This is a genomic window from Limnohabitans sp., from assembly GCF_038134685.1.
GTDB lineage: Bacteria > Pseudomonadota > Gammaproteobacteria > Burkholderiales > Burkholderiaceae_C > Limnohabitans_A.
Genome location: NZ_JAYPVP010000007.1, coordinates 26,127 through 46,871, shown reverse-complemented (window position 1 = coordinate 46,871; position 20,745 = coordinate 26,127). Strand labels below are relative to the sequence as shown.

Sequence of the window (20,745 nt, the reverse complement as noted above, 5' to 3'; positions counted from 1 at the left end):
CTAGGTAAGTTTCGGCATCAAATCAGCCAGGGTAGAGCCCAGTCTATAAATCTTCCTTTAAGCTTGCAGACATGAAACTCCTGTTGGCTGAAGACGATGCGGTACTGGCAGATGCCCTGATCACCCAGTTGCAAAGTGCCGGTTTTGAGGTGGAGCACGCCCCCAACGGCGCGGTGGCTGACTTTTTGCTGGCCCGCAACCCGCCCGATATCGCTGTGTTGGACTTGGGCCTGCCCATGCTCGATGGTTTGAGCGTGCTGCAAAACGTGCGCAAGTCACACCCCACCCTGCCCGTTTTGTTGTTAACGGCCAAGGACTCGCTGGACGATCGCGTCGCTGGCCTGCAAGCGGGTGCAGACGATTACGTGACCAAGCCTTTTGACTTTCCCGAGTTGCTGGCCCGACTGCACGCCCTGTTGCGCCGCAGTCAACCCAAGGCCATGCATGAACAGTGGGGGGGCCTGTCGCTAGATGCCTCTACCCGCAAGGCCCTGCTGGGTTCGACGCCCATCGACCTCAGTGGCCGCGAATGGGATTTGCTGGACCTGCTGGTCAAGCAACGCGACAAGGTGGTCACAAAAGACCAGATCGTGCAAGCCTGGAATGGCGAGGGTGCCGAGGTGGGCGGGGGCAACGCCATTGAGGTGTATATCCACAAGCTGCGCCGCAAGCTCGATGGCAGCGGCTTGCAAATCCGCACTGTGCGCGGCCTGGGCTACCTGATGGAAGCCGATGCCTCCCGTTAAAGACTCTGCCACGCAGAACAACGTCGGCATCTCGCTGGCGCGCCAGCTGCTGCTGTGGGTATTGCTCCCGCAACTGGTGCTGTGGCTGGCTGGGGGCATTGCCTCGTATCAACTCGCATCACGCTACGCCGAGCGAGCCATTGACTCGAGCTTGCTGCAGGCCAGCCGCTCCTTGGCCCGGCAGCTCAAGCCGATTGGCAGCGGCTTGCTGATCGACTTTCCCCGCGCCGCGCAAGACATTCTGGAGGCAGACCCCAGCGACCGTTACTACTACATGGTCAGTTCGCCACCGGGTAAATTCATTTTGGGCAACCAGCTGCTGCCCTCACCGAGCGTCTTTGGCGAGCCCAACATCAACGCGCCCTACTCCGAAGACATTCATCTTCAGCGCAATGCCTCTGCCAAAAACAGTTCAGCCGAAAGCGAACCCATGCGCATGGTCTCGCTGTATCTGCACATTGGCGAAAAGGATGACAACCCGCAAAGCCTGCTGGTCCAAGTGGCACGCAGCAGCGCCAACCGACAAGAACTGGCCCAGCGCATTTTGGTGGACATGCTGCTGCCTCTGTCGAGCCTGATGCTGCTGATGACTCTCATTGTCTGGTTGGGCATTCGTGCCGGTCTGGCTCCTTTGGCTCGTTTGCTGCAGCAGGTCGAAGGCCGCGCCCCGATGGATTTAGCCCCTCTGCAGTTGTCATCGGCCCCCAAGGAGTTGTGGTCGCTGGTGCGTGCACTCAATACCCTGCTGCAAACCGTTCGCGACAACGTGGCACAACAAAAACGCTTCATTGGCGACGCGGCCCACCAACTGCGCACCCCGCTGGCCGGACTCAAAAGTCAGACCGAAATCGCCATGGAAACGACCCAAGACCCTGAGTTGCGCAAGCGCCTGGGCCGAGTGCATGAGAGTGCGGTGCGCAGCGCCCATGTGGTCACGCAATTGTTGACGCTGGCACGCGCAGAGCCCGAGTCCACACTGACCCATGACCTGCAAGATGTCAACCTGACCGCCCTGGCTCAGGATGTCACGGCAGCCCTGGTGCCTCGCGCCCTCAAAGCTCATATTGACTTGGGCATGGAGGCAGAAGCCAACGCACAAGCGCTGCACATCCAGGGTAACGCCCTGCTGCTGCGTGAAGCCTTGATGAACGTGATCGACAATGCTCTGCACTACGCGGGCGCACATGCGCAGGTCACGGTGCGCACGTTCTGCCACCCGGAAACTCTGGGCCTGGAAGTCGAAGACGATGGACCAGGCATTGACAGTGGACAACTGGACCGCGTGTTTGAGCGCTTTGTTCGCGCCACTGATATCGGCTCCGGTTGTGGCCTGGGCTTGCCCATCGTCAAGGAAATCATTGAGCGGCATGGCGGGCAGGTCCACCTGCTGGCCGTTCGGCCGCACGGCTTAAAGGTACGCATGCTATGGCCGCGAACCAAGCTGCAGAAAGAACCCGCTTTGTAACTCGTTGACAAACAGGCTTGTTAAGCTAGGGATCTCTTCCAACCTGCACCATGAACACCACCGCACACACCAGCTTCAGCCTGATTGGCGACATCGGCGGCACCAACGCACGCTTTGCGCTGCTGCGAGGCGACCAGCAAGCCATGGAGCACGAGCTGATTTTGCCCACTGCTCAGTTTGCCGATCTGGCCGCAGCACTGGGAGAGTACCTGCACCGCGTAGGCCAGCCCTTGGTGCACGAAGCGTGCATCGCCATTGCCAATCCCATCACCGGCGACTGGCTGCAGATGACCAACACGCATTGGGCGTTCTCCATTGAGGAGACACGCCAACAACTTGGCCTGCAGCAACTGCGCATGCTCAACGACTGGGAAGCCATGGCCATGTCCGGGCCCGTGCTGCATGCGACCGACCTTCACCAAGTAGGCCCCGGCGAACCGGTCGAAGGTGCACCCAAGGGTTTCATTGGACCAGGCACAGGCCTGGGCGTTTCCTCACTGGTTCGTGCGCGTGATGGGCAATGGGTGGCCTGCGCTGGCGAAGGCGGTCACGTCACACTGGCACCCACCTGCAAGCGCGAGCTCGACATCCTGGGTGTGCTGTGGCAAACCTACCCGCACGTCTCTGCCGAACGCGTGGTCTCGGGCATGGGGCTGGAAAATCTTTACAAAGCCATTTGCCAACTCGATGGCCGCGAGGCCGAACCGCTGACAGCGGCCGACATCACGGCCCGCGCCTTGCAAGCCAAGGACGTGGCTTGCGAAGAAGCGCTGGACCGCATGTGCCGCTTTCTGGGCAGCACCGCCGGCAACCTGGCCGTCACCTTGGGGACTTTGGGTGGCATTTATGTGGGTGGAGGCATTGTGGGTAAGCTCGGCGACTATTTCGAGCACTCAGGCTTTCGCGCTGCCTTTGAAGCCAAGGGCCGCTTCGAAGCCTATATGCAGCGCATTCCCACTTACGTGATTCGCGCTGCTCAGCCCGCCTTGCTGGGTGCAGCCATGGGGCTGAACCTGCGCGTCAAACACTGAGCTCTACAGAGCCTAAACGACCAGCGCCGGCTCCTGCATTTGCTCGATCTGTTCTTCGAGCATTTGCACCTGGCTGCGCCAGTAGTCAGGTGTACCAAACCAGGGAAAGTTGATCGGAAAGATCGGGTCGCCCCAACGGCGCGACAGCCAAGCGCTGTAATGGATCAGCCGCAGCGTGCGCAAGGGCTCGATCAGCGCCAATTCAGCTCGGTCAAAGTCACGCACTTGTTCATAGCCATCGATCAAGACTGACAACTGCGCCGTGCGCTGACGCCGATCGCCGGAGAGCAACATCCACAAGTCCTGCACAGCAGGGCCCATACGTGCATCGTCCAGGTCCACAAAATGCGGGCCGCCGCCCGGCAAGTCTGTTGGGGTCCACAAAATATTGCCGGGGTGGCAGTCGCCGTGCAGGCGAATGGGCTGCGCTGTGCTGCTGGCAAAGGCCGCTTGCACCAACGCCAAGGCTTGCTCAAAAGCGTGGTGCCAGGCGTGTTCAACTTCCAATGGAATCATCTGATGCGTCTGCAGCCATTGCGCGGGCTCCATGGCAAAGCTGTGCACATCCAGCATGGGCCGGCAGGCAAATGCATGCGCAGCGCCCACCGTGTGGATGCGCCCCAAAAAGCGTCCGATCCACTCCAGCACCTCAAAGTCATCCAGCTCGGGGCTGCGCCCGCCACGCACAGGGGACACTGAAAAATGAAAGCCCTCGGCCTGGTGCAACGTCTGTCCCTGCAGCTTGAGCGGGGCCACCACCGGCACTTCTTGCGTCTGCAAGTCCCAAGCGAAATCGTGCTCTTCCTGAATTTGTGCAGCACTCCATCGCCCTGGCCGGTAGAACTTGACGACCACGGCCTCTTGGTCTTGCACAGGCTCGTCCAGCTGGACGCGGTAGACCCGATTTTCGTAAGAGCCCAGCGCCAGCAAGCGCCCATCGCCATGAACGCCTACAGTATCGAGCGCATCGAGCACCAACGCGGGCTCAAGCGTGGCAAAAGAAGGCATCAGTAGGTATATACACCCTGGCCGGTCTTGCGGCCCAGACGACCCGCAGCCACCATTTCTTTCATAAGCGGACATGCGCGGTACTTGCTGTCGCCAAACTCCTTGAGGAAGACTTCCATCACGGCCAGACAGACGTCGATACCGATCATGTCTGCCAGCGCCAGCGGACCGATGGGCTGGTTGGTGCCCAGCTTCATGCCGGCGTCGATGTCTTCGGGCGAGGCCAGGCCTTCGGCCAGCACATAAAACGCCTCGTTGATCATGGGCACCAGAATGCGGTTGACCACAAAGCCAGGCGCGTTCTTCACGGTAATCGGCGTCTTGCCCAAAGCCGTGGCCAGTGCGTGAACCGCGTCGTGCGTGGCATCGCTGGTTTGCAGACCACGAATGATTTCCACCAGCGCCATCATGGGCACCGGGTTGAAAAAGTGCATGCCGATGAAGCGGTCTGCACGGCCGGTCGTCGCGGCCAGCTTGGTGATGGAAATGGAAGAGGTGTTGGACGCGATGATGGTCTCGGGCGCCAGCAGCTGGTCAAGTTGCTGCAGGATCTTGACCTTGATCTGCTCGTTTTCGGTGGCAGCCTCAATCACCAGCTGTGTGTCTTTGAGGTCTTCGTATTGGGTGCTGCCCTTGATGCGGGAAAGTGCAGCGGCCTTGTCAGCTTCGCTGATTTTTTCTTTCTTGATCAGACGATCCAGGCTACTGGCCACAGTGGCCAGGCCCTTGGCCACGGCAGCTTCGGAAATATCCACCATCACCACGTTCACGCCCGACACAGCACACGCCTGTGCAATGCCATTGCCCATGGTGCCTGCGCCCACAATACCTACGGTTTGAATGCTCATGTTCGTCCTCGAATGTCTGAAATAAATGGCTACGGATCCATCTTAGCCGCTGTCCACGCCGCCCTTGCTGACAGGCTGTCACCCACTCAACTCCTGAAACGCTTGCGGGTCAGGGCAAGTGCAACCCAAAACGACACACCCGCGAAAACCGTCAGCACAAGGCCGTGGCGTAGCGCATGTTCGGGCCAGCGGTCCAGGAACAAGGGCCGCACCAGATCCACCGCCGCCGACAGCGGGAGCCAATCGGCAAGCAAGCGCACAAGTGGCGGCAACTGATCACGCGGGAAAAAGATGCCGGAAAGGAACATCATGGGCGTCAGAAACAGGGTGAAGTAGTAAGTAAAAAAGTCATAGCCCTTGGCCAGCGCGTTGAAGATCAGCGCCATGCAGCTGAAGGTGATGCCCACGCCCAGCAGCACGGGCCAGGCCACCAGCAGTTTGGGGCTGTGGCTGATGCCCAGGGCCAGCATCACGCCCAGGATGGCGGTCACGGTGAACAGCGATTTGAAAGCGGCCCAGAGCATTTCGGCCAGCACCACGTCGTCCAGGCGCACCGGGGCGTTCATGATGCCGTCCCAGGTTTTTTGCACATGCATGCGCGAAAACGCCGAGTACAGCGCCTCAAAGGTCGCCGCATTCATGGCGCTCATGCAGATGCTGCCGCTGGCCAAGAAGAGGATGTAGGGCACTTTCTCGCCGCCCAGCTCGATCTGCCCGACCAACGAGCCCAGGCCGTAGCCAAAGGCGACCAGCCACATCAGCGGTTCGGCGATGTTGCCCACCAGGCTGGGGATGGCGAGCTTTTGCCACACCAGGAAGTTGCGTCGAAACACCGGCCACCAACGCATGGACAGGCGCGGCGCGGCCCATAGATTGTTCTGGATTTGGCTCATGATCAGCCTTCCTCCCGGATCTGGCGCCCGGTCAGTTTCAGGAACAGGTCTTCCAGGTTGGAAGGACGGTGCAGGGTGCGCAGCTGTGGCCAGGCCTGCAGGGCGGCCAGCAGGGGTTGGTTGTCGCGGGTGTAGAAGAAGATGGTCTCGCCGCTGACCTCGATGCGGCTGGCCAGCGCCTGCAGGCTGGCCTCTTGCGCCAGGGGCACGGCGCCCTGGCCAAAGACCTCGACCACTTCGGGCTCCAGGTGCTCGGCGATCAGGTCACGCGGCTTGCCCTCGGCGATCTTGCGGCCGTGGTCGAGCACCAGCAGGCGGTTGCACAACCGCTCGGCCTCGTCCATGAAGTGGGTGGTCAGCAAAATCGATTTGCCTTGTTGCAGCAGCACCTGCAGGCGCTCCCACATGAGGTGACGGGCCTGCGGGTCCAGCCCGGTGGTGGGCTCATCTAGCAGCAGCAAGTCGGGCGCGTTGATCAAAGCACGAGCCAAACTCAGCCGCCGCTTCATGCCGCCTGACAGCTGCCCCGGCTTGGCATCCGCTTTGTGTGAGAGCGCGGCGTACTCCAGCAGTTGTGGAATGCGCTCGCGGATCACCCGGTCAGGCAGGCCGAAGTAGCGGCCAAAAACCAGGAGGTTTTCTGCCGCGGTGAAGTCCGGATCCAGCGTATCCATCTGTGCCACCACGCCCAGGCGGGCCTTGATGGTCAGGGCATCGCCAGGCATGTGCCGGTCACCAAAGTAGGTGATGGCACCGCCATCCGGTTCGGACAGGCCCAGACACATGCGGATGGTGGTGGTCTTGCCCGCCCCGTTGGGGCCGATCACGCCCAGGCATTCGCCGGGCTCGATGTGGAAACTCAGGTCATTGACCACCGTCTGGTCGCCATAGCGTTTGGCCAGGTGGTTGACCGATAACAAAGTCGGATTCATGCCCTGATTGTGCCTTGGACCGATAAAATTCAGGATCTCCTGATATCGCCTTGGCGTCTGCTTCATGTCCAGTTCTTTTTCTGACCGCCTGGCGGTTGTGCCCCAATACCTGATCCCCAAACAGACCCTGACAGCTTTTGCGGGCTGGGTCGCTGGTCAACAATGGGGCTCCACGACCACGGCGATCATCAATCGCTTTGTGCGTCGCTACAACGTGAACATGGCCGAAGCGGCCAACCCGGACACCGCCAGCTACCCCAGCTTCAATGCGTTCTTCACGCGTCCTCTGCGTGCAAACGCGCGCCCTCTCGCGGACAGCGACTTTGTCAGCCCGGTGGACGGGGCCATCAGCCAGTGCGGCGTCATTGACGGGGATCGTATTTTCCAGGCCAAGGGCCACAGCTACACAGCGCAGACGCTGGTCGGTGGCGATGCTGCTCTGGCCGCTGCATTCACCAACGGCACCTTTGCGACCCTGTACCTGAGCCCGCGCGACTACCACCGCATCCACATGCCCTGCGCCGGTCGCTTGACGCGCATGATCCATGTGCCGGGCGATCTGTTTTCGGTCAACCCGACCACCGCCCGCGGTGTGCCTGGCCTGTTTGCACGCAACGAACGCGTGGTGTGCGTGTTCGAGGGCGAGTTCGGTCCGTTTGTCATGGTGCTGGTGGGCGCCACGATTGTGGGCAGTATGGCCACCGTGTGGCACGGCGTAGTCAACCCGCCGCGTCCGGGACAGGTGCGCGAGTGGACTTACGAGATGGGTAACATCAACCTGGACAAGGGCGAGGAGATGGGCCGTTTCCTGCTGGGCTCGACGGTTGTCTTGCTGATGCCACAAGGCACGTGGCAACTGCCCACAGACTGGACACCTGCCCGCCCCATCCGCATGGGTGAAGCCATGGGCCAGCGCCCCTGAAGCTGGGGCGCTACAGCGCTTAAATTTCGATCTTCGAGCCCAGCTCCACCACCGAGTTGCTGGGCAGGTTCAGGAACTCGGCAGCCGGGCTGGCGTTGAGGTGCATCTGCGCAAACAGCTTTTCGCGCCAGGGCGTCATGCCGCCGCCGACGGTAGGCACCACAATATCGCGCGACAAGAAGTAACTGGTGCTCATCAAGTCCAGCGGATAGCTCAGGCCCTGCACCCCCTCCAGTGCCTTGGGCAAATCCACATCGTCCTTGAAACCATAGTGCACCAGCACCTGCCAGCTGTCGTGGCCCAAAGGCTGGATTTCCAGGCGTCCATCCCGATCAATCCAGGGCACTTCGTGGTGGCGGACCGTCACAAACAGGTTTTGTTCATGCAGCACCTTGTTGTGCTTGAGGTTATGCAACAAGGCATTGGGCACCACCCCTGGTTCTGCGGTCAGGAACACGGCCGAACCCGCAACACGGGTGGGCGGCTCCACAAAAACCGCTTCCAGAAAATCGCCTAATTTGAGTGAGTCAGACTGCAAGGACTGGTTGAGCAAACGCCGCCCCTCTTTCCAGGTCAGCATCAACATGAAGATGGACCCACCGATGAACAGCGGGAACCAGCCCCCCTCAAACAGCTTGAGCATGTTCGATGACCAGAACGCCAAATCCACAACAAAGAAAAACCCTGTGGCACCCACGCACAATGCCAGTGGCATCTTCCATCCATAACGGATGACGTAGAAGGTCAACACCGTGGTGATCATCATGTCTGTACACACCGCAATGCCGTAGGCCGACGCCAGGTTGCTGGAGGATTTGAACATCAGCACCGCCAGCACAATCGCCACAAACAAACCCCAATTTACAAAAGGCATGTAAATCTGACCTGTTTCGTGCTCGCTGGTGTGCTGCACATGCAAACGCGGCAGGTAACCCAGTTGAATCACCTGCTTGGTGACGCTAAACGCACCGGAAATCAGCGCCTGTGAGGCAATCACCGTGGCCAGCGTGGCCAGGCCCACCATCGGCATCAAAGCCCACTCAGGCATCATCAGGAAAAACGGATTTTTAACCGCTTCGGGATTGGACAGCAACAAGGCCCCTTGCCCAAAGTAGTTGATGATCAGGCTAGGCATCACCACGGCGAACCAGGCCAGTCGGATCGGCTTTTTGCCAAAGTGACCCATGTCTGCGTACAAGGCCTCGGCCCCTGTCACACACAACACCACAGCACCCAGAATGACAAAGGTCGTGCCCGGGTTATGCCAGATGAAGCCCAGGGCATGGTGCGGACTCAAGGCCCACAAAATGGCTGGATACTGGACGATCTGCGCCACACCACTGACGGCCAGGGCCGCAAACCAGATCAGGGTGATGGGCCCGAAAAACTTGCCGATGCCGGCCGTGCCCCGCTTTTGCACCCAAAACAGGGCCAGCAAAATCAGCAGGGTCAGCGGGATCACCATCTTCTTGAAGTTGGGAGAAATGACCTCCAGACCCTCAACTGCAGACAGCACCGAAATGGCAGGGGTGATGACGCCATCGCCATAAAACAGGCAGGTGCCAAACACGCCGATGAACAACAAGCGCCGGCGCAAAGCGGGCCGGTCCTTGACCGACTGAGAGGCCAGCGCCAACATCGCCACCAGGCCACCCTCGCCATGGTTGTCTGCGCGCAGCACCAGCAGCACATACTTGACCGACACAATCGTGGTCAAGGTCCAGACAAACAGCGACAGCACACCAAACACATTGGCAGGGGTGAAATCGACATGGCCAGAACCAAACACCTCTTTGACGGCATACAGCACGCTGGTGCCGATGTCACCGTACACCACGCCAATGGCGCCCAAAGTCAGTGCAGCTAAGTTTGAACGGGAAGAAGACACAAATCAGGGGCTCCTTGCGCAAAACAGGAGCCGAAGTCAGACATGGCGCTATTGTGCGCCTGTCCAGAAAGATTTAAACCGGTTAGGAGAAAATGTTGCAGCGCAGCAACTTAATCCGCTCCCGCATCAAACGTCAAAGTTCTCCGCTTCTGGATCTGTTGCTTCGAGCTCGTAGCTGGCAGCGAGCATGGCCAGACGTCCGACCACCCCGTACATGTAAAAACGATTAGGCACGCTGACACCGGGCTTGACGCCCGGCTGAGGTAAGTGAGCACTCTCTTCGAATGCCAGGGGTACAAAACTGGCCCCTGGAGCATTGAGGTTTTCGTCCACGCCACGGTCCGCGTGCACGCGGTAGAAACCGCCAACCACATAGCGGTCCATCATGTAGACCACTGGCTCGGCCACAGCATCGTTCATCAACTCGTGGGTGATGACCCCCTCCTGGATGATCACATCGCTCACGGTTTGGCCATCCTTGATGACGTTCATCTTGTTGCGCGTCTTGCGGTTGAGCTGATCCAAGTCGGTCACATCGCGCACCGTCATGATGCCCATGCCGTAAGTCCCGTTGTCGGCTTTGACCACGACGAAAGGCTTTTCGTTGATGCCGTATTCCTTGTATTTGCGCTTGATCTTGGTGAGCAAGGCGTCCACATTGCTGCGCAGGCACTCCATGCCTGTGCCTTCGGCAAAGTTGACTTCACCGCACTGGTTGAACATGGGGTTGATCAGCCATGGGTCGATGCCCAGCATCTTGCCAAAGCGCTTGGTCACCTCTTCGTAGCTCTGGAAATGGGTACTCTTGCGACGTACGCTCCAACCTGCATGCAAAGGCGGCAAAAGGTACTGCTCGTGCAGATCTTCCAGAATGCCCGGGGCCCCTGCGGACAAGTCGTTGTTCAGCAAGATGGTGCAGGGGTCGAAGTGCTGCAAGCCCAGGCGGTGGCGCGTGCGCTGCACGGGTTCGAGCAGCACCGTCTCGCCGCCTGGCAAAGCGATTTCAGTCGGCTCCTTGATCTCGGGGTTGATCGAGCCGATGCGCACATTCAGGCCCGCCATGTGAAAGATACGCTGCAGCTGCAGCACATTGCTCAGGTAGAAGGTGTTGCGTGTGTGGTTCTCGGGAATGATCAGCAGGTTTTTGGCCTCAGGGCAAATCTTCTCGATAGCTGCCTGCGCTGCCTGCACCGCCAAGGGCAACATTTCGTTGGTCAGGTTATTCCAGCCACCGGGAAAGAGGTTGGTGTCCACCGGCGCGAGCTTGAAACCGGCATTGCGAATGTCCACCGACGAGTAAATGGGCGGGGTGTGCTCCATCCACTCCAGACGGAACCAGCGCTCGATGGCAGGCATCGAATCCAGGATGCGTTGCTCAAGCTCGTTGATGGGGCCCGTGAGCGCCGTGACCAGATGCGGAACCATATCAACTCCTCACTTCACCCTCGCCCAGCACCACGTACTTGAGCGAAGTCAGACCTTCGATACCCACGGGTCCGCGGGCGTGGAATTTGTCAGTGCTGATGCCGATCTCGGCACCAAGCCCATATTCAAAACCGTCGGCGAAACGGGTGCTGGCGTTGACCATCACGCTCGACGAGTCCACCTCGCGCAAAAAGCGCTGGGCGTGCATGTGGTCACGCGTGAGGATGGCTTCGGTGTGGTGGCTGCTGTAGTGGTTGATGTGGGCAATCGCCTCGTCCAGACCCGCCACCACCTTGACGCTGATGATGGGCGCCAGGTATTCCTCGAACCAGTCCTGCTCGGTGGCGTCCTTCAGGTTCGCCCCCGGCACATTGGCCAGGATCTGCTTCGCTTCAGGACAGCAGCGCATTTCCACGCCCTTGCCCGCGTAAACGGCGCCGATCCTGGGCAGGAACTCGGCCGCCACACCGCGTGCCACCAGCAGGCTTTCGCTGGCGTTGCAAGGGCTGTATTTTTGCGTCTTGGCGTTGTCGGCCACCTTGATCGCCATGGCGATGTCGCAGGGATCATCCACATAGGTGTGGCAGTTGCCGTCCAGGTGTTTGATGACCGGCACCTTGGCCTCGGCGCTGATGCGCTCGATCAAGCCCTTGCCGCCACGCGGAATGATCACATCCACAAACTGGGGCATCGCAATGAGTTGCCCCACAGCCGCACGGTCGGTGGTTTGCACCAGTTGCACCGCGTTTTGCGGCAGACCCGCTTGCGCCAGTGCCTGCTGCACCAGCAAGGCCAGGGCCTTGTTCGATTCAATGGCTTCAGAGCCACCACGCAAAATGCAGGCATTACCGCTCTTGATCGACAGGCTGGCCGCTTCGATGGTCACGTTAGGACGGCTCTCGAAAATCATGCCGAACACGCCAATAGGCACCCGCATCTGACCCACGCGAATGCCGCTGGGTTGCTGTTTCATGCCGATGATTTCGCCAATCACGTCGGGCATGGCGGCCAACTGCTCGCAGCCCAAGGCACAGGTTTCAATGACCTTGGGCGCGAGCTTGAGACGATCCACCATGGGCTCAGCCAGGCCGGCAGCGCGTGCACGCTCCAGGTCTTTGGCGTTGTCGGCCTGCAGACTGTCTGTGTTGGCACGCAGCAAATCGGCCAGCGCAAGCAGCGCCCGGTTTTTCAGGGCCGCAGAGGCTTTGGCCATGGCTGCGCTGGCCTCTTTGGCCTGCGCGCCCAAAGCCGCCATGTATTGAGCTGTATCGAGAGCATTCATGAGATTCATTTTCTCACACCCCCTGCCGGAGGTCTGCCACTCAACGGACAGCGCACAGATGTGCAAGACGCAAAGCCAATCGCTCCAGCGCTTGCCATGCGTCGGCAGGCCAACCAGGTGTTTTCAGACCCTTGACCACGCCATCGACCTGGTGCGCCGCCTGCAACAAGCCTTGCAGGCGCGCCACGGACAAGCGTGGCATCACCCGCTCGAATTGGCGCTCACGCACGCCCCAGACCCGCTGCTCACGCAGCGCCATGGGCATGGGCTTGCCTGCAACCACTGCGTCTTTGACGCGTTTGAGGGCGCGAATGTCTTCGCCCAAGGTGTAGTGCACCAGCACCGGCGTTTCGCCCTCAGCCTGCAGGCCTTCGAGCATGCGATGCACGCGCAGGATATTGCCCGACAGCACCGCCTCGGAAAGCTTGAACACGTCATAGCGGGCCACGTTGAGGACCGCAGCTTCAATAGCTTGCAGTGTCAGCTCACCCGGTGGGTGCAACAGTGCCAGCTTCTGGATTTCCTGATGGGCGGCCAGCAAATTGCCTTCCACCCGGTCTGCAAAAAATTGCAAGGCCTGTTGCCCCTGCTCGCCCGATTGCACATACTGGCCTTGCTGCTGCAAACGCTGGGCGATCCACGCGGGCAAGGCATTGCGCTCCACAGTGTCCACGGCAATGGATACCGCCGATTGCTCCAGCGCCGCAAACCAGGCGCTCTTGCGCGTGGCTGCGTCCAGCCGGGGCAGTGTGATCAGGGTCAGTGTGTCTTCCTGCTGCGGCGCGCCTTCGGCCAGATTTTGCAGGGCGGCGCTGCCGTCCTTGCCAGGTTTGCCCGACGGGATGCGAATTTCAACCAATTGCTTGTCTGCAAAAAGGCTGAGCGCCCCCCCAGCGGCCAGCACCTCGCTCCAGTCAAAATGCGCGCCTTGCACGGTGTACACCGTGCGTTCGGTGTAACCCTGCGTTCGTGCCAGATTGCGAATGGCGTCGGCAACCTCTTGCATCAGCAAAGGCTCATCCCCATGCAATACATACAGGTGACGCAAACCTTTTTGCAAATGCGCAGGCAATTGAGCGACAGTCAGCTGCATGCTCAACGCCTCAGCCGCGGCGGCGCACAGCCGCCAGACGACGCATGATCTGGCCGACAATGTCCGACTGCATGCTGCGGTAAGTCAGGCCCTCTTCAATCTCTTTGGACAGTGCCGCGCTTTCCGCGTAACTGAGATCACGCTCCATTTGCAGCGTCACTGGCTCCAGCCACTCCACGCCCTGGGCATCGCGCAGGCGAAAACCAACACTCAGTCGCAGCTGCACCTCTCGGACCTGACCGGAAGCGTTAACACCCACAATCACCCGCTGGCGGTTTTGAGAAAGGATGTCCAGCGTGGCATCGGCCTCGCGCATGCGCTTGGGGTCTTCGATCAACTCCAGCTTGCCTGTGCCCAACAAGTGTCTGCGCAACTCCACGCCCAACGGGTCTTGCGGAAAATTGACAAACAGTTTGCGAAAAGCAAAGTCACCCCCTTCGCGCAGTTTGAAGCCGCAGCCACTTAAGGCCACAGCTGCCAAACCCCAAAGAAAGTGGCGACGAGCGCTTTGCATCAGACCACCACGTTAACCAAACGACCCGGCACCACAATGACTTTTTTGGCTGCTGCGCCATTGGCGGCCTTGGCAAAGGCTTCACTGGCCAGTGCAGCAGCTTCAATTGCAGCCTTGTCAGCGCTGGCAGGCACCAGAACGGCGCCACGCAGCTTGCCGTTGACCTGCAGCATGAGTTCGATCTCGTCGCGCTGCAGGGCAGACTCGTCGACACCCGCCCAGGCCACATCGAGCAGGTCACCGCAGCAGGCGGCGTAGCCCAGATCGGTCCACAGCTCATCGGTGATGTGCGGACAGGCCGGGTAGAGCACGCGCAGCAGGATCGAGAAGCCCTCGGCCAGCGCGGCGGCATCTTCGGCGCTGTCAGACAGTTGCACGTCTTCGAGCGTGTTGAGCATCTTCATCACCGCCGAGACGACGGTGTTGTACTGCATGCGCTCGTAGTCGTAATTGGCCTGCTTGAGCACGGTGTGGATGTCCAGACGCAGCGCCTTGGCGGCCTTGCCGAATTCCACAGGTTGGCTGCGATCCACCGCAATGCCCTTCTTGAGCAAGGCTTCATTCTTGGCCGCGAAGTTCCACACGCGGCGCAGGAAGCGGTAGCTGCCTTCCACCGCCGCGTCATTCCACTCCAGCGTGGCTTCGGGCGGCGCGGTGAACATGGTGTACAGGCGGGCGGTGTCGGCGCCGTATTTTTCGATCAGGTCCTGCGGGTCCACGCCGTTGTTCTTGGACTTGGACATGGTACCCACGCCTTCGTAGTCGATGGGCGTGCCCACAGGCAGACGGCCGTCGCCACTCTCGGCTTCGTTCTTGAGCTTGGCACCCACGATCTTGCCGTCATCACCCAGCACATGCTCGACATCGTGTGGCCAGAAGTAGTCCTTGCCGCCCTTGGCGGTGCGGCGCGAGTAGATGTGGTTGAGCACCATGCCCTGGGTGAGCAGCTTGCTGAAGGGCTCATCGACCTTGACCAGGCCCAGATCGCGCATGACCTTGGTCCAGAAGCGCGCGTACAGCAGGTGCAGGATGGCGTGCTCGATGCCGCCGATGTATTGGTCCATGCCGCTGCCGCCAGTGGCATTGTTTTGGTCCCGCATCCAGTAATCCGCACCCTCGGCCACCATCTTGTCGGGATTGGTCGGATCGCAATAGCGCATGAAGTACCAGGACGAATCCACAAAGGTATCCATGGTGTCGGTCTCGCGGCGGGCAGGTTTGCCGCACACCGGACAGGTCACGCCCGCGTGGAAGCCTTCGTGCTTGTGCAGCGGGTTGCCAGAGCCGTCAGGAATGCAGTCTTGCGGCAGCACCACCGGCAGGTCTTTTTCGGGCACCGGCACCGCACCGTGCTCGTCGCAATGGATGATCGGGATCGGCGTGCCCCAGTAGCGCTGGCGGCTGATGCCCCAGTCGCGCAGACGCCAGGTGGTTTTCTTCTCGCCCAGGCCTTTGGCAGCGAGCAGCTCGGCCACCTTGTTGACAGCGGCTTTCTGGTTCAGGCCATCGAGTTCGCCGGAGTTGACGCACACGCAGTTTTGCTTGTCGCCGTACCACTCTTGCCAGGCACTGGCATCGAAAGCCTGGTCCTTGACGGACACGACTTGCTTGATCGGCAGCTGGTACTTGAGGGCGAACGCAAAGTCACGCTCGTCGTGTGCAGGCACGCCCATCACGGCGCCATCGCCGTAGCTCATCAGCACATAGTTGCCAACCCAGACCTCGACCTTTGCGCCCGTCAAAGGGTGCGTGACGAACAAGCCGGTGGGCATGCCCTTTTTCTCTTGCGTGGCCAGCTCGGCCTCGGTGGTGCCACCGGTCTTGCACTCTTCCAGGAAGGCAGCCAAGGTCGGGTTGCTGGCCGCGGCATGCAGCGCCAGCGGGTGCTCGGCCGCCACGGCGCAAAACGTCACGCCCATGATGGTGTCGGCGCGCGTCGTGAAGACGTACATCTTGCCGTCACCGATCAATTGACCAGCGGCATCCTTGATGTCGTGCGTGAACGCAAAGCGCACGCCCTCGCTCTTGCCGATCCAGTTTTCCTGCATCAGACGGACTTTGTCGGGCCAACCGTCCAGCGTCGCCTTCTCGTTTCCGATCTGCACATGGTCCAGCAGCTCTTGGGCGTAGGCCGTGATGTTGAGGTAGTAGCCAGGAATCTCGCGCTTTTCCACCAGTGCACCGGTGCGCCAGCCACGGCCGTCAATGACCTGCTCGTTGGCCAGCACGGTCTGGTCCACTGGGTCCCAGTTGACGACTTGCGTCTTGCGGTAGGCGATGCCCTTTTCGAGCATCTTGAGGAACAGCCACTGGTTCCACTTGTAATAGTCGGGGTTGCAGGTGGCGACTTCACGCGACCAGTCGATGGCCAAGCCCATCGCCTGCATCTGCTTTTTCATGTAGGCGATGTTGTCGTACGTCCACTGGGCCGGCGGCACCTTGTTCTTGAGTGCGGCGTTTTCGGCGGGCAGGCCAAAGGCGTCCCAGCCCATGGGCATCAGCACGTTGTAGCCGCGCATGCGCAGCTGGCGCGTGAGCATGTCGTTGATGGTGTAGTTGCGCACGTGGCCCATGTGCAGCTTGCCACTGGGGTAGGGCAGCATGGAGCAGGCGTAGAACTTGGGCTTGCTGGCGTCTTCAGTGACGCGGTAAGCATCTTTGGAGGCCCAGCGGGCCTGTACGGCGGCTTCGATGGCCTGATGGTTGTACTTGTCTTGCATGATGCCCCGATTGTAGAAGGTGGGCGACCCCATTCACGGCGCTTTCAGGGCTTGAGGGCCGGACTGGTCAGGAAACCGATCTGTCCCAGACCGTTTTGTTGCAACACATCCATCACCCGAACAATCTGCTCATATTTCACACTGGCATCGGCGGCCAAACGCACAGACGGCGATTCACCCCGGGAAGCGAGAGTCCACTGCTTGAGCTGCCCTGGCAAATCGGCCCAGGCCACAGCTTCACGGTTGAGCCACAACGTACCATCTGCCTTGATGCCAATGTCCAGCACAGGCGCCGTTTGCACGGCACTCGACGCTTGGGCAGAGGGCAACTCCAAATGCAAGGCTCGACCCAACCAGGGCGCAGTGACCATGAAAATCACGAGCAGCACCAGCATCACGTCCACCATGGGCGTAACGTTGATTTCTTTCATCGGGGCCGCCGGGGCCTGGCGCCTCAAACGTCCGAAAGCCATTCAAGCCTCCTCGGTCGCCAGCAATTCCAGCACATCGTGCGCAAAACCTTCGAGCTCGGCTTCAATGGCTGATGCACGGCGCCCGAGAAAGTTATAGGCCAGCACAGCGGGCAAAGCCACTGCCAAACCCATGGCGGTCATGACCAGTGCTTCACCCACCGGACCGGCGACCTGGTCCAGCGTCAAATCAGTGGCCTGGCCCAATCCGGTCAGTGCATGGTAGATCCCCCAGACCGTGCCCAACAAGCCCACAAATGGAGCGGTCGCCCCCACGGAAGCCAGCACAGTCTGCCCCCACTGCAAGCGATGACTGCATTGCGCAAGTGCATCGCGCAACGCACGCGTCAACCGCGCACGCACACGGCCCACCACCACCAACGTTCCGCTGACGGGCAATACCGTAGATTGCAACAACAGTCCCACCGCCGGGTCCCAATGGGTGGCCTGGATACGTCCCGCATCAAAGTCTGCTGAAGCCCAAAAAGCTGAAACAGCCTTGGGCACGGCACGGGCAGTGCGTGTCAGCAGCCAGCCCTTCCACACAATCACGACCCAGCTCGCCACCGACATGAGCAGCAAAGTCACCGCCAACATCCGGCTCAGCAGGTCTGCAGTCAGCCAGAAGTTCCACATGGTCCAGGCCTCAGTTCAGCCCCAGCACGTCGAACATGTCGAACAGGCCGCGGTCTTGCCCCGCCAGGAAGCGCACGGCACGCAAACTGCCCTGAGCATAGGTGGCGCGACTCGACGATTTGTGGGTCACCTCGATGCGCTCACCTGTGCCGGCAAACAGCACAGTGTGGTCTCCCACAATATCACCGCCGCGGATGGTGGAGAAGCCAATGGTGGACGGGTCACGTTCGCCGGTGTGGCCATAGCGCTCGTACACCGCACACTCTTTGAGGTCGCGGCCAATCGCGTCTGCAATCACCTCGCCCATTTTCAGCGCGGTGCCACTGGGAGCGTCGACCTTGTGACGGTGATGAGCCTCGATGATTTCAATGTCGTAGCCAGTAGCCAGCGCCTTGGCCGCCATTTGCAGCAACTTAAGCGTCACGTTCACACCCACACTCATGTTGGGCGCCATGACGATGGCGATGTGCTTGGCGATCTCTGCGATCTCGGCTTTTTGCGCCTCGGTAAAGCCGGTGGTACCAATCACGGCCTTGACGCCAAGCTCGCGGCACACCCTCAGATGGGCCAACGTTCCTTCGGGTCGGGTGAAGTCAATCAAAAATTTTGAATCCTGCAGTCCCGCACGCAAATCGCCCTGCACCTTCACACCAGAAGCTTGCCCCAACCAGGCTGACGCGTCCTGCCCCACAGCAGCACTCGTGGGCAAGTCCAGTGCGCCCGACAAACGGCAATCGTCCGCCTCGGCAATGGCTTCGATCAGCATGTGCCCCATACGCCCTGAGGCGCCGGCAACAGCAACAGCATGGCGAGCAGGATTGTTGGGTTCGGAATTCATGCAGAGGACTTCAAAAGAAAACAGGAAAAAGGTCAGCGACCAGGCGCTTCCAGTGGCGGATATTGCGACGGCAGCGGCGGCGGGACCGCCGGCGTCTGCGCCTTTTCAGGCACGGCATAAGCCTTCAGCTGCTCAGGCGACGCCTGAAGGGCTGGCACTTTGACGGCTTTACGCTCGCCCTCCAGGCGCTGCACAAACTCCTGCTCACTGGGCAACTCGTCAGACTCGACCTTGTCGAGCACGTCCCCCTGGAACCAGACGGTGAGTTTGAACTGTTGGGGCTCCACATTCTGGCGTCGAATGCTGAAAGCGTAATCCCAGCGCTCACCTCGGAACAAGCTCGTGATCAAGGGCGTGCCCAGAATATCGCGTACTTGCGCCTTGGGCATTCCGGGACGCAAGGCCTGACGCTGTTCTTTGGAGACAAAGTTGCCTTGAACCACCTCGGGCACATAAGTCTTGAACGTGTCACGCCCCACCCAGCTTTGCACGCTGCTGCACGCGCCCAACGACGCACACAGCGCCAGCATGGCCAGCCTGGCCAAAACCGGACGGAAAGTCATTGAATTTGTCATGGCTGTACGGACACCTTTATGATCGGGCCATTGTAGCGGCACAGCGTTTTGCACTGGGCCGTCCATTTGTGACCTTTTGTTGCCCATGCCCCAGATCGACGACCTCAAAAGCTCTGGCCTCAAGGCCACTGGCCCCCGCCTGAAAATACTCGAGGTGTTTCAGCACGGGCCCCAGCGTCACATGACGGCAGAAGACGTGTTTCGCCATCTCATGCACGAAAACACCGACATTGGTCTGGCCACGGTGTACCGCGTGTTGACCCAGTTCGAGCAGGCCGGACTGCTTAGCCGCAACCATTTTGAAGGCGGCAAAGCGGTCTACGAGCTCAACGAAGGACAGCACCACGACCATCTGGTGTGCCTGGACTGTGGGCAGGTAGAAGAGTTTTTCGACGCCGAAATCGAAAAGCGCCAGCAAGCTGTGGCCAAACTCAAAGGCTTTGAGATCGCGGACCATGCCCTGAGCATTTACGCGCACTGCACACGAAAGACCTGCCCCAACAAACGTTGAGACCGCTCAATCCATCGCACGGCGCTGGCGCTCGATGAACTCCTGGTAAGTGTCGATACCGCGCATTTGCAAAATGGTGTTGCGCACCGCAGCCTCCACCAACACGGCGATGTTGCGGCCCGCCACCACCTGAATCACCACCTTGCGCACGGGAATGCCCAGGACCTCTTGCGTCAAAGGTGCGCTGGGTAAACGCTCATAGTCGCGCTCCAGCGTTTCCTTGCGCACCAGGTGCACGATCAGCTTCAGGCGCATTTTGCGCCGCACCGCTGTTTCACCAAAGATGGCCCGGATGTCCAACAAACCAATGCCACGGACCTCCAGCAGATTCTGGAGCAGATCAGGACAACGCCCCTCGATGGTGGTCTGGTTGATGCGGTACAAATCCACTGCATCGTCAGCCACCAGGCCGTTGCCACGCGAGATCAATTCAAGACCAAGCTCACTCTTGCCCAGACCTGACTCACCGGTGATCAGGACCCCCATGCCCAAAATATCCATGAACACGCCGTGCATGGTGGTGCGGTCCGCGAAGTGCTTGGACAAATAGGCCCGCAACACATCAATCACAAAGGCCGATGATTCGTGGGTGGCGAACATCGGGATTTGCGCCCGCTCGCACATGGACAACAGGGACTCGGGTGCAGACTGCCCATCTGCCAAGACAAGCACCGGAGGCTCCAGCGTCACGATACGGGCGATCCGCCTTGCACAGTCCTCTGCGCTGCCGTTGCTCAGGTAAGCCACCTCGCGCTCACCCAGGATCTGCACCCGGTAGGGGTGGATGTAATTCAAATACCCCACGAGGTCAGCACCCGAGCGGGCCATGCGGATGGCCACCTCGTCAAAACGCCTCTCGGAAGCGCCTTGGCCGGCGATCCACTGCCATTTCAGACTGCCACGGTGGTCCTCGAACAACAGGTCTGCACTGATGACCGAGGGCTTCAT

At 60.2% G+C, this 20,745-nt stretch carries 20 protein-coding genes; 5 read left to right on the top strand and 15 right to left on the bottom strand.

All coding sequences use genetic code 11. The features are described from left to right. Positions 1–71: 71 nt before the first annotated feature. The 3 genes from AAFM15_RS04655 to AAFM15_RS04645 are packed head-to-tail and all read left to right on the top strand — an operon-like array spanning position 72 to position 3,242. The gene (locus AAFM15_RS04655) at positions 72–746 is read left to right on the top strand and encodes a response regulator transcription factor (RefSeq protein ID WP_341685539.1); all 675 of its coding nucleotides are present in this window, start codon (positions 72–74) and stop codon (positions 744–746) included. Then, positions 733–2,211, top strand: coding sequence for a sensor histidine kinase N-terminal domain-containing protein (locus AAFM15_RS04650; RefSeq protein WP_341685538.1), 1,479 nt, complete (start codon positions 733–735; stop codon positions 2,209–2,211). Before AAFM15_RS04655 ends, AAFM15_RS04650 begins: the two co-directional genes overlap by 14 nt. 50 nt (positions 2,212–2,261) lie before the next feature. Further along, entirely contained in the window at positions 2,262–3,242 is a 981-nt protein-coding gene (locus AAFM15_RS04645) for a glucokinase (protein ID WP_341685537.1), read from the top strand. 12 nt (positions 3,243–3,254) lie between these two features. On the opposite strand, the gene AAFM15_RS04640 is transcribed toward AAFM15_RS04645, so the two are convergent. From AAFM15_RS04640 to AAFM15_RS04625, 4 genes are all read right to left on the bottom strand, one after another. Beyond that, on the bottom strand, positions 3,255–4,250 hold the full coding sequence (locus AAFM15_RS04640) for a serine/threonine protein kinase (protein WP_341685536.1): 996 nt from the start codon (positions 4,248–4,250) through the stop codon (positions 3,255–3,257). Next, the gene (locus tag AAFM15_RS04635) at positions 4,250–5,098 is read right to left on the bottom strand and encodes a 3-hydroxybutyryl-CoA dehydrogenase (RefSeq protein WP_341685535.1); all 849 of its coding nucleotides are present in this window, start codon (positions 5,096–5,098) and stop codon (positions 4,250–4,252) included. Before AAFM15_RS04635 ends, AAFM15_RS04640 begins: the two co-directional genes overlap by 1 nt. 86 nt (positions 5,099–5,184) lie before the next feature. Beyond that, positions 5,185–5,991 carry an ABC transporter permease gene (locus AAFM15_RS04630; RefSeq protein ID WP_341685534.1) on the bottom strand — a complete coding sequence of 269 codons (807 nt, stop codon included), beginning with the start codon at positions 5,989–5,991 and terminating at the stop codon, positions 5,185–5,187. A 2-nt stretch (positions 5,992–5,993) separates the two neighbouring features. After that, the gene (locus AAFM15_RS04625) at positions 5,994–6,923 is read right to left on the bottom strand and encodes an ATP-binding cassette domain-containing protein (RefSeq protein ID WP_341685533.1); all 930 of its coding nucleotides are present in this window, start codon (positions 6,921–6,923) and stop codon (positions 5,994–5,996) included. A gap of 64 nt (positions 6,924–6,987) precedes the next feature. Between AAFM15_RS04625 and asd the strand changes: the two genes are divergently transcribed. Continuing rightward, positions 6,988–7,845 carry an archaetidylserine decarboxylase gene (gene asd / locus AAFM15_RS04620; protein WP_341685532.1) on the top strand — a complete coding sequence of 286 codons (858 nt, stop codon included), beginning with the start codon at positions 6,988–6,990 and terminating at the stop codon, positions 7,843–7,845. 19 nt (positions 7,846–7,864) lie between these two features. On the opposite strand, the gene AAFM15_RS04615 is transcribed toward asd, so the two are convergent. The 10 genes from AAFM15_RS04615 to AAFM15_RS04570 all read right to left on the bottom strand — a co-directional run bounded on the left by AAFM15_RS04615 (position 7,865) and on the right by AAFM15_RS04570 (position 19,286). Further along, positions 7,865–9,733, bottom strand: a complete 1,869-nt coding sequence (locus AAFM15_RS04615; RefSeq protein ID WP_341685531.1) for a potassium transporter Kup — start codon at positions 9,731–9,733, stop codon at positions 7,865–7,867. A 126-nt stretch (positions 9,734–9,859) separates the two neighbouring features. Next, positions 9,860–11,158: a glutamate--cysteine ligase gene (gene gshA, locus AAFM15_RS04610; protein WP_341685530.1), complete on the bottom strand. Its 1,299-nt coding sequence runs from the start codon at positions 11,156–11,158 to the stop codon at positions 9,860–9,862. Position 11,159: 1 nt separating this feature from the next. After that, a complete protein-coding gene (locus tag AAFM15_RS04605; protein WP_341685529.1) occupies positions 11,160–12,440 on the bottom strand; it encodes a glutamate-5-semialdehyde dehydrogenase in 1,281 nt (426 codons plus the stop codon). Positions 12,441–12,480: 40 nt separating this feature from the next. Then, a complete protein-coding gene (gene holA, locus AAFM15_RS04600) occupies positions 12,481–13,533 on the bottom strand; it encodes a DNA polymerase III subunit delta (protein WP_341685528.1) in 1,053 nt (350 codons plus the stop codon). Between the two features lie 10 nt (positions 13,534–13,543). Further along, positions 13,544–14,047 carry an LPS assembly lipoprotein LptE gene (gene lptE / locus AAFM15_RS04595; protein ID WP_341685527.1) on the bottom strand — a complete coding sequence of 168 codons (504 nt, stop codon included), beginning with the start codon at positions 14,045–14,047 and terminating at the stop codon, positions 13,544–13,546. After that, positions 14,047–16,767 (bottom strand): leucine--tRNA ligase, encoded by a 2,721-nt coding sequence (gene leuS / locus AAFM15_RS04590; RefSeq protein WP_341685526.1) that lies wholly within the window; start codon positions 16,765–16,767, stop codon positions 14,047–14,049. Before leuS ends, lptE begins: the two co-directional genes overlap by 1 nt. A gap of 44 nt (positions 16,768–16,811) precedes the next feature. Then, positions 16,812–17,240: a biopolymer transporter ExbD gene (locus AAFM15_RS04585; RefSeq protein ID WP_341685525.1), complete on the bottom strand. Its 429-nt coding sequence runs from the start codon at positions 17,238–17,240 to the stop codon at positions 16,812–16,814. Next, complete coding sequence (locus AAFM15_RS04580; RefSeq protein ID WP_341685524.1) at positions 17,241–17,873, bottom strand: MotA/TolQ/ExbB proton channel family protein; 633 nt, start codon at positions 17,871–17,873, stop codon at positions 17,241–17,243. It lies immediately after the preceding gene. 10 nt (positions 17,874–17,883) lie between these two features. After that, on the bottom strand, positions 17,884–18,711 hold the full coding sequence (gene dapB, locus AAFM15_RS04575) for a 4-hydroxy-tetrahydrodipicolinate reductase (RefSeq protein WP_341685523.1): 828 nt from the start codon (positions 18,709–18,711) through the stop codon (positions 17,884–17,886). A gap of 32 nt (positions 18,712–18,743) precedes the next feature. Next, positions 18,744–19,286 carry an outer membrane protein assembly factor BamE gene (locus tag AAFM15_RS04570; RefSeq protein WP_341685522.1) on the bottom strand — a complete coding sequence of 181 codons (543 nt, stop codon included), beginning with the start codon at positions 19,284–19,286 and terminating at the stop codon, positions 18,744–18,746. Positions 19,287–19,371: 85 nt separating this feature from the next. Between AAFM15_RS04570 and fur the strand changes: the two genes are divergently transcribed. Further along, positions 19,372–19,797: a ferric iron uptake transcriptional regulator gene (gene fur / locus AAFM15_RS04565; protein ID WP_341685521.1), complete on the top strand. Its 426-nt coding sequence runs from the start codon at positions 19,372–19,374 to the stop codon at positions 19,795–19,797. Positions 19,798–19,803: 6 nt separating this feature from the next. On the opposite strand, the gene hprK is transcribed toward fur, so the two are convergent. Beyond that, a complete protein-coding gene (hprK, locus tag AAFM15_RS04560) occupies positions 19,804–20,745 on the bottom strand; it encodes an HPr(Ser) kinase/phosphatase (protein WP_341685520.1) in 942 nt (313 codons plus the stop codon).